The 7,822-nt window shown below is 70.0% G+C and carries 12 protein-coding genes; 5 read left to right on the forward strand and 7 right to left on the reverse strand.

Annotated features, from left to right (window positions below):
• Positions 1-609 (forward strand): ACT domain-containing protein (locus HMPREF0058_RS01805; RefSeq protein WP_006547949.1); only part of this gene is annotated, 609 nt, incomplete at its 5' end.
• A 9-nt stretch (positions 610-618) separates the two neighbouring features.
• Positions 619-1,728 (forward strand): aspartate-semialdehyde dehydrogenase, encoded by a 1,110-nt coding sequence (locus tag HMPREF0058_RS01810; RefSeq protein ID WP_006547950.1) that lies wholly within the window; start codon positions 619-621, stop codon positions 1,726-1,728.
• 133 nt (positions 1,729-1,861) lie between these two features.
• Here HMPREF0058_RS01810 and HMPREF0058_RS01815 read toward each other — a convergent pair whose 3' ends face one another.
• The 5 genes from HMPREF0058_RS01815 to HMPREF0058_RS12545 all read right to left on the reverse strand — a co-directional run bounded on the left by HMPREF0058_RS01815 (position 1,862) and on the right by HMPREF0058_RS12545 (position 5,022).
• Positions 1,862-2,782, reverse strand: a complete 921-nt coding sequence (locus tag HMPREF0058_RS01815; RefSeq protein WP_006547951.1) for a trypsin-like serine protease — start codon at positions 2,780-2,782, stop codon at positions 1,862-1,864.
• 98 nt (positions 2,783-2,880) lie between these two features.
• A complete protein-coding gene (locus HMPREF0058_RS01820) occupies positions 2,881-3,264 on the reverse strand; it encodes a DUF418 domain-containing protein (RefSeq protein ID WP_006547952.1) in 384 nt (127 codons plus the stop codon).
• 14 nt (positions 3,265-3,278) lie between these two features.
• Positions 3,279-3,701, reverse strand: coding sequence for an acyltransferase family protein (locus HMPREF0058_RS01825; RefSeq protein WP_048685195.1), 423 nt, complete (start codon positions 3,699-3,701; stop codon positions 3,279-3,281).
• 51 nt (positions 3,702-3,752) lie between these two features.
• Positions 3,753-4,820 carry an acyltransferase family protein gene (locus HMPREF0058_RS01830; RefSeq protein ID WP_006547954.1) on the reverse strand — a complete coding sequence of 356 codons (1,068 nt, stop codon included), beginning with the start codon at positions 4,818-4,820 and terminating at the stop codon, positions 3,753-3,755.
• 25 nt (positions 4,821-4,845) lie between these two features.
• The gene (locus HMPREF0058_RS12545) at positions 4,846-5,022 is read right to left on the reverse strand and encodes a hypothetical protein (protein ID WP_006547955.1); all 177 of its coding nucleotides are present in this window, start codon (positions 5,020-5,022) and stop codon (positions 4,846-4,848) included.
• 16 nt (positions 5,023-5,038) lie between these two features.
• Between HMPREF0058_RS12545 and trxA the strand changes: the two genes are divergently transcribed.
• The 3 genes from trxA (at position 5,039) to HMPREF0058_RS01845 (ending at position 6,904) form a co-directional block, all read left to right on the forward strand.
• Positions 5,039-5,419, forward strand: a complete 381-nt coding sequence (gene trxA, locus HMPREF0058_RS01835) for a thioredoxin (protein WP_006547956.1) — start codon at positions 5,039-5,041, stop codon at positions 5,417-5,419.
• Positions 5,420-5,515: 96 nt separating this feature from the next.
• Complete coding sequence (locus HMPREF0058_RS01840; RefSeq protein ID WP_006547957.1) at positions 5,516-6,007, forward strand: Dps family protein; 492 nt, start codon at positions 5,516-5,518, stop codon at positions 6,005-6,007.
• A gap of 39 nt (positions 6,008-6,046) precedes the next feature.
• The gene (locus HMPREF0058_RS01845) at positions 6,047-6,904 is read left to right on the forward strand and encodes a macro domain-containing protein (RefSeq protein WP_006547958.1); all 858 of its coding nucleotides are present in this window, start codon (positions 6,047-6,049) and stop codon (positions 6,902-6,904) included.
• 20 nt (positions 6,905-6,924) lie between these two features.
• On the opposite strand, the gene HMPREF0058_RS01850 is transcribed toward HMPREF0058_RS01845, so the two are convergent.
• Both HMPREF0058_RS01850 and HMPREF0058_RS01855 read right to left on the reverse strand, forming a co-directional pair.
• The gene (locus HMPREF0058_RS01850; RefSeq protein ID WP_006547959.1) at positions 6,925-7,176 is read right to left on the reverse strand and encodes a PspC domain-containing protein; all 252 of its coding nucleotides are present in this window, start codon (positions 7,174-7,176) and stop codon (positions 6,925-6,927) included.
• A gap of 177 nt (positions 7,177-7,353) precedes the next feature.
• Positions 7,354-7,822 (reverse strand): aminotransferase class III-fold pyridoxal phosphate-dependent enzyme (locus tag HMPREF0058_RS01855; protein ID WP_006547960.1); only part of this gene is annotated, 469 nt, incomplete at its 5' end.

Here is a 7,822-nt window from a genome sequence, read left to right on the forward strand (position 1 = left end):
GACGCCTCGAACGTCGGCGCCGCCCACTCTCGCGCCATCCAGACCCGCGCCAAGGCCCGCCCCCGCCCGTCCGCAAAGGAGGACAACGTGGAAGCTCCCGTCATCTCCGGTATCGCCCACGACCGCAGCCAGGACAAGATCACACTCGTGGGCGTGCCGGACGTTCCCGGCGCCGCCGCCAGGATCTTCGCCATCGTCGCGGGTACGGACGCCAATATCGACATGATCGTCCAGGACGTCTCCGCCGAGGGCACGGGCCTGACGAACATCTCCTTCACCTGCCCCGACGGCGACTCGGCGGACGCTCGCGCTGCCCTGGAGGCCGCTCAGGGGGAGCTCGGCTTCCGCTCCCTGCACTTCAACCCTGACATCGGCAAGCTCTCCCTCGTGGGCGCCGGCATGCGCTCTCACCCGGGGGTCTCGGCCAAGCTCTTTAGCGCGCTGAGCGAGGCCGGGGTCAACATCCACATGATCTCCACCTCCGAGATCCGTATCTCGGTCGTGGTCGACGACTCCGTGCTCGACGAGGCCGTGCGCGCTGTCCACTCTGCCTTCGGCCTCGATGCGTCGACCGCCGAGGCGGTTGTCTACGGCGGAACCGGAAGGTGAGGTAACCCCATGAGCTCGCAGACAGTGTCTGAGGTCGTCAACGAGTACGTCGGCCCGGCCGACGGCGTGTGCGTCGCGGTCGTTGGCGCCACCGGTCAGGTCGGGCGCGTCATGCGCGCCATGCTGGACGAGCGTGACTTCCCGGCCCGCTCGGTTCGCTTCTTCTCCTCGGCTCGTTCAGCCGGGCAGGTGGTGGAGTTCCGCGGAGCCCGTGTCCAGGTCGAGGACGTGGCGACGGCGGACCTGGCCGGGATCGACGTCGCCATCTTCTCCGCAGGGGGCGCCGCCTCCAAGGAGTACGCCCCGAGGTTCGCCGCCGCCGGCGCCGTCGTGGTGGACAACTCCTCCGCATGGCGCAAGGACCCGCAGGTCCCGCTCGTGGTCAGCGAGGTCAACCCCGAGGCTGCGCGCGTGCGCCCCAAGGGCATTATCGCCAACCCCAACTGCACCACCATGGCCATCATGCCGGCCCTCAAGGTCCTGCACGACGAGGCCGGACTCAAGCGCCTCATCGCCTCGACCTATCAGGCCGTCTCCGGCTCGGGACGCGCAGGCGTGGCCGAGCTGGCCGGCCAGGTGCGCACCGTCGTCGAGCAGGGAGGCGACCTGGAGGGCCTGGCGCTGGACGGGCGAGCCGTGACCTTCCCGGAGCCGAGCGTCTACGTGGACACCATCGCCTTCAACGCCGTCGCCTGGGCGGGCAACGACGCCGGCGACGGCTCGCGGGAGACCGATGAGGAGCAGAAGCTGCGCAACGAGTCGCGCAAGATCCTTGGGATCCCCGATCTCAAGGTCTCCGGCACCTGCGTGCGTATCCCGGTCTTCTCCGGTCACGGAGTAAGCGTCTCGGCCGAGTTCGAGCGGGAGATCAGCGCCGAGCGCGCCATCGAGCTGCTGCGCCAGGCCCCCGGCGTCACCTACGAGGAGGTGCCGAGCCCCCTCAAGGGTGCCGGCCGCGACGGCACCTTCGTGGGCCGCGTGCGCGCGGACCAGGCGTGGGACGAGGGCCATGGCATCTCGCTGTTCGCCGTCGGAGACAACCTGCGCAAGGGGGCGGCCCTCAACGCCGTCCAGATCGCTGAGCTGGTGGCCGCCGAGCTGGGCCAGGCGCGTTCCTGATCTGACAGGAGTCGGGGGCGTGCGCAGTCTCATCACTGCGCACGCCCCCGACGCGTCCGTGTCCGGGCTCTGGTGGGTCGACGGGCCCGGACCCGGCGGGCAGGCTCAGTGGCACGTGCCTGCCCACCGGTGGCTACTGGGCCGCGCGCTGTCCGCGCCGTAGGAACAGCCCGGTCACTGCTGCACCACCCAGGCCGGCGACGACCGCGCCGCCGATGAGCACGGCGGGGCTGATAGACGTGCAGGAGGATGCCTCGGAGGACGAACCCTGTGCCGTGGAAGCCGACTCCTGCCCCGAGATCGTCTTGGTGATCCACTCCTTCTGGTCGGCGACAGGGCTGTAGACCGCGTCGCGCGTCTGCTTGACGTCGACGTCGCTGTCAGGCAGCGCTCCGTCCCCGCTCTTTCCTGCCGCAGCGTCCGCCACAGGGTTGATGCTGGCGGTGACGACGCCGGTGACCTTGCCCTCGTAGAAGAGCGGGCCTCCGGAGTCGCCTCCCTGGATCGCTGCGCCCTCCTCCATCTGGGCCTTGATGCCGGGCGCGCCCTCATAGAGGTTGTACTGGCTCTTGCCGGTGATCGTCGCGTTGGCGACCGGCAGCTGCTTGCCCTTGCCGCTGCCTGACGGCGACCAGCCGTAGGCGGTGGCCTGGCCGGAGTAGCACGCCTGGTCGTCAATCTCCGCGTAGTGGCTCAACCCCATGTCCTCGGTGGTGTGCATGAGAGCCACGTCCCCTCCGGGAGCCACTTCCCACCGGTCGATGGGGATCTCGCGGGTGTTATCCCCGTTGCCGACCCTCACCGCGCCCGAGGCCTTGGCACCCTCGGCCGCTTCGACGCAGTGCCGGGCCGTGAGCACCCACTGCGGCGCGATCGCCGTGCCGGTGCAGTCGCCGAACTGGCCCTTGTCCGTGATCTTCTCTGACACCACCGTGGCGGACTCGGCGTTGTCCGGGGCCATGTGAGGGCTCTCCAGCGCTTGGGCGCTGCTGACCGGTGCCAGGGCGAGCAGCGCCAGCAGGGCCGTGGCCGTCATCGTGCGGGTACGGGTCATGGTGTTCCTTTCAATGCTCTGGCCTCGTCGGGGCCAGGGAGGTCGAGGTGGGCGTGCAGCCTGGTGCGCGTCCTGGATGCGTTGGCGGGACGGGAGGGTCACGAGCGCGCGCGGTGGTTGACCTGCCGCGGTGGGAGCTCGGGGTTGGTGGCGATGCGGGTCAGGCGCCGCATGAGCTCCTCCAGCGGGCCGCGGCTCCAGGTCAGGCGAAGGAGCGTGGGCAGGACCAGTGCGAAGGCCACGGTGGCGTATCCCGGCGCCGGGTAGGTGCCCAGCCCGCGGGCGGACAGCGTGGGCCCGGCGGTGAGGATGTGGGCGGTGTAGACGGTCAGGGACATTGAGCCCATGGCCTGCAGGGGGAAGGACCACCAGGTCTGGTGGCGGAAGAGCAGCAGGCACAGGCACACGACGCTCAGGCTTCCCGCCGTCGTCATCACCACGTCAGCCAGGCCGCCTGTGTGGGCGCCGGGGCCGAGAGCCACGGGCAGCAGGGAGCTCAGGCTCGCTGACTCGCCGGGGGGTAACCCACCTGGACGCGCTCACGCAGGACGATCCCGGTGGCGGTGACGGGCGCGGCCACGAGCAGGACGCCGCGTACGATGAGGCTGTGGCGGCTGCGGGCCAAGGTGGTTCCACCGCGGGCGACCCCGCGCTCAGACATCAGCGCCAGCGAGGTGCCTGCCAGGAGGGCGAACAAGCCCGCCGGGAAGCCGCTGGTGAGCATCGCGACCGGTCCGTCGATCGAGATGAGGTGGGCGCTGACCATCCCTGCCAGCGCCAGGGCCCGAGCGATGTCCAGGCCGATGATGCGTGGGCGTGAGGGCACCGCGGCCCCGTGGCCCAGCACCTGAGGCTGGCGGGCTGCGGCGTCGCTCGGACGCGTGGACGGTGGTGAGGTAGGTGACTGTCTCTGTAGCACGCAGCCGAGGCTGTCAGCCCGGAGGTTGGCTCAGCGTAAAGAACCTGTCCGTTACCTGTGATGGAAGGAACGGGGTGGCAGAGCCGGGTTGGTGGCGATGCGGGTCAGGCGCCGCATGAGCTCCTCCAGCGGGCCGCGGCGCCAGCGCAGGCGAAGGAGCGTGGGCAGCACGAGAGCCAGGACGATCGTGGCCCATCCCAGCAGCGGGTAGGAGGGCAGAGTGGAGCGGGCCATGACGGGTCCTGCGGAGGCGACGTGTGCGACGTAGACGGTCAGGGACATTGAGCCCATGGCCTGCAGGGGGAAGGACCACCACGCCTGATGGCGGAAGAGCAGCAGGCACAGGCAGATGACGGCCAGTGAGCCCGCCGTCGTCGTCACCAGGTCCGCCAGGCCTGCGGAGTGGGAGGTGGGGTCGCCGATGAGGCAGAGGACACCGCGGATACCTCCCTGCGTCTCCAGCAGCGATGGCAGGCCGAGCGCGGTGTGCTCGCGCACCAGCGTCCCGGCCACGGCCACCGGCGCGCACAGCGCCAGGAGCGCCACCTGGCGTCGGGGTGAGTGCAGGACCAGCCGGTGGAGGAGCAGACCGACGCTCATGTAGGTCATCCAGCCCAGCAGCGGGTAGGGGTAGTCCAGGACCGCGGGCACCGGCGGGTAGAAGGTGAGGATGACGGCGTGGATGGTGCCGGAGGCCAGCGCCAGCACCGCCAGGGCGAGCCACAGCGTCCGGGTGCGCCACCGCGGCATCCAGGCCATGGCCAGGTAGGCCATGCCGAAGGCCTCCAGCACCACCTGAATCGGGCCGTTGACCGCCGTCAGTACCTGGTGAAGGAGGATGAGGACGAGGCCGCGCACCAGGAGGCTGTGACGGCTCGTGGCTAGCGCCGCCCCTCCCACCCTCACGCCGCGATCGGACATGAGAGCGAGAGAGATCCCGGCCAGGACGGCGAACAGGGCAGAGGGAAAGCCGTCCGTCACCGTGAGGGCAGGGCCTCCCGTCGCCAGGAGGTGGGCGCTGACCATCCCGATCAGCGCGAGGGCGCGGGCGACGTCGAGCCCGATGACTCGCTGGCGCGCGGGCGTGGGGGGGAGGGTGGGCTGCTGCGGGTCCGGCATGGGCTGCAGTCTGTCAGCTCGGTGCTCAGCCCGGATAGACCGGCTGCCACATCGCGTCCTGGACGGCCTGGACCAGGTTGTCGTGGCGGAGGATCATTTCCATGAGTGAAGACTGATTGAGAGGGAGGAATACATAGGCGGTGCTATCGGTTAGCGTGGGTGTTGGCAGCAGCCGGGCATCGCCTGTCGCGGTGCCGTTCACGACCTAAGGAGCCACCATGGCCACGATCAACATCACCGGCGAGCAGTTCAACGAGACGGTCCGCGGCGAGGGCATCACCCTGGTCGACTTCTGGGCCTCCTGGTGCGGTCCCTGCCGCCAGTTTGGCCCGATCTTCGACAAGGCCTCCGAGGCCAACCCGGACCTGACCTTCGCCAAGGTGGACACCGAGGCTGAGCAGGCGCTGGCTGGAGCGCTGGGTATCACCTCGATCCCGACCCTCATGGTCTTCCGTGACGACGTCCTGATCTACCGTGAGGCCGGCGCCCTGCCCGCGAAGGCTCTGGACGCGCTGATCACTCAGGCGCGGGAGCTCGATATGGATGAGGTCAAGGCCAAGATCGCCGCTCAGCAGGCTGGCGAGCAGGCTGAGGGCTGAGCGCCCGGTCGAGGGGGGCTGGGAGAGGATCCCACCTTCTAAGAGACAGTTATCAACTCCTGTATTTTTGATTGACGCTGATGTAAAGTAGGAGCCATGAGCACCAAGAACGTCACTGCCCCCGCTGTCCTGCCCACCTTCACGGCCACCCCTGAGCTGCGTGAAGCCTTCCAGCGCGCCCTGACCGACGTCACCGCCCTCAGCCTCGTCGGCAAGCAGGTCCACTGGAACGTCGTGGGCCAGGGCTTCCGCTCCATCCACCTCAACCTCGACGTCGTCGTTGACATCGCCCGTGCGGCCTCCGACGAGATCGCCGAGCGCATGCGCGCCCTCAACGCGGTCCCGGACGGCCGACCCGCCGCGGTGGCTGACTCCAGCCTTCCGGCCGCTCCGGCCGAGCTCGTCATCGTTTCCGACGCCGTCGACTACGCCGTCTCGGCGATCAACGCGACCGTGACCACCCTGCGTGAGATCCACAAGGTCGTCGACGAGACTGACCCGATGTCCTCGGGCATCATCGAGGACATCGCCCTCAAGCTGGAGCAGCAGGCCTGGTTCCTCGCCTCCCAGAACTACGCCGCTGAGTGAGTGCGTGCCCAGACCTGGCGCACTGCCTAGTCTGGTCCTATGACCCCAGCTGACGAGCTCGCCCGCCTGACCCGCCTCACGCGCTACTTCGCGCGGCAGGTCACGGCGGGCGATCTCGTCACCCAGTCCAGTGACGCCCAGCTGGCGCGGATGACGCCGCGCTCGATGCGCGCCTATCTGGACGCGCTGCTCACCGTGCGCGCTCCTGCCCCGATTGACGACGCCGTCGCCCGCGAGCTCGATGACTTCCTGGCTGCGCGCAGCCGTGAGCGAGTGGCCTCAGCAGGCAGTCCTGACGCGCTCACCGTGCCGACCCTGGTGGCGACGCACGGCGTCTCCGGCCGGCTCGGGACCCAGGTGGCCCTGTGGAGAGGCGACCTGACGACGCTGCGTGCGGGCGGCGTCGTCAACGCCGCGAACTCGGCGATGCTCGGGTGCTTCGTGCCCGGCCACCGCTGCATCGACAACGTCCTGCACGCGGCGGCCGGCCCTGGGCTGCGGGCGGAGTGCGCGCGCTACATGGACTCTCGCGAGGGCCGCCCCGAGGAGACCGGGCGCGCGCTGGTCACTGGCGGTTACCACCTGCCGGCTGCCCACGTGATCCACACCGTCGGGCCGATCGTCACCCACGGAGTGACCCAGGAGCACCGCGACCTGCTCGCCTCGTGCTACCGCAGCGTCCTGGACGCGGCCGAGGGCGCCGGGCTCGACAGCGTCGGCCTGTGCTCGGTGTCCACCGGGGTCTTTGGCTACCCCAAGCAGGAGGCGGCGCCGCTGGTCCTTGACACGATCGGCCGATGGCTGGACCGGCACCCGGACTCGACGCTGAGGATCGTCATCTGCGCCTTCGCTGAGGTTGACGTCCGGGCCTACGAGGCCGCTCTCGCCACGCTGTGAGGCAGCGGGCCTCGGCGCGGTCAGTCGGCCTCGGGCATGAGGACCCAGGCGGCGGCGTAGGCGACCCACATCGGCCCGGGCAGGAGCGCGGCCAGGAGAGCCCCCAGGCGGACCACGGTGGGGGCCACGCCCCATGCCTCGGCCAGGCCCCCGCACACTCCGCCGATGAGGCGGCGACGGGAACGGTGGGGGAGGTGGGTCCGCCAGCTCTCGAGGCGCTCGGAGAAGCTGGGGGCGGCGGTCGCGGCGGAGGAGGGGTACTGCTGTGTCATGGCTCCAGTCTGGGCTCTGCCACGCAGCCCCGATATCAGGGCCTGCCCTGATTGAGCCCTGGCCGACCACCTATGTGTCCACCGACCACCCGATCCGCCACCGACCACGGTATGTGCGCGAATGCGATGGTCGGACGTGGCGCACGTGGTCGGTGGAGGAGTAGGGGGTCGGAGCCGCTACTCCTGCGCCGGCGCCTTGGCCTGGGCCGCAGCGCGGGCGGCCGACGGCGCAGCCTCAGCAATCCGCTCCAGCTCGGCCTCGCCGTGGGCGGCGGAGACGAAGTAGGCCTCGAAGACGCTCGGCGGCAGCGCCACGCCGGCCTCCAGGAAGGCGTGGAAGAAGGGGGCGAAACGGAAGGTCTCCTGAGCGCGCGCCTGGTCATAGTCCCGCACACCGTGCTCGGCCGCCTCGGTCCCGAACATGACGGAGAACAGGGATCCCGAGCGCTGGACCCGGTGCGCCACGCCCTCAGCGGAGAGCGCCTGGCTGATGACCTCCCCGATCTGCTGGGAACGGCGCGCCACCGTGGCGTAGACGGCGTCGTTGGCCAGCTGGAGCGTGAGCAGGCCTGCGGCGGTGGCTAGCGGGTTACCGGACAACGTCCCCGCCTGGTACACCGGCCCCAGGGGCGCCAGCATCTCCATG

The sequence above is a fragment of the Actinomyces urogenitalis DSM 15434 genome (assembly GCF_000159035.1).
GTDB lineage: Bacteria > Actinomycetota > Actinomycetes > Actinomycetales > Actinomycetaceae > Actinomyces > Actinomyces urogenitalis.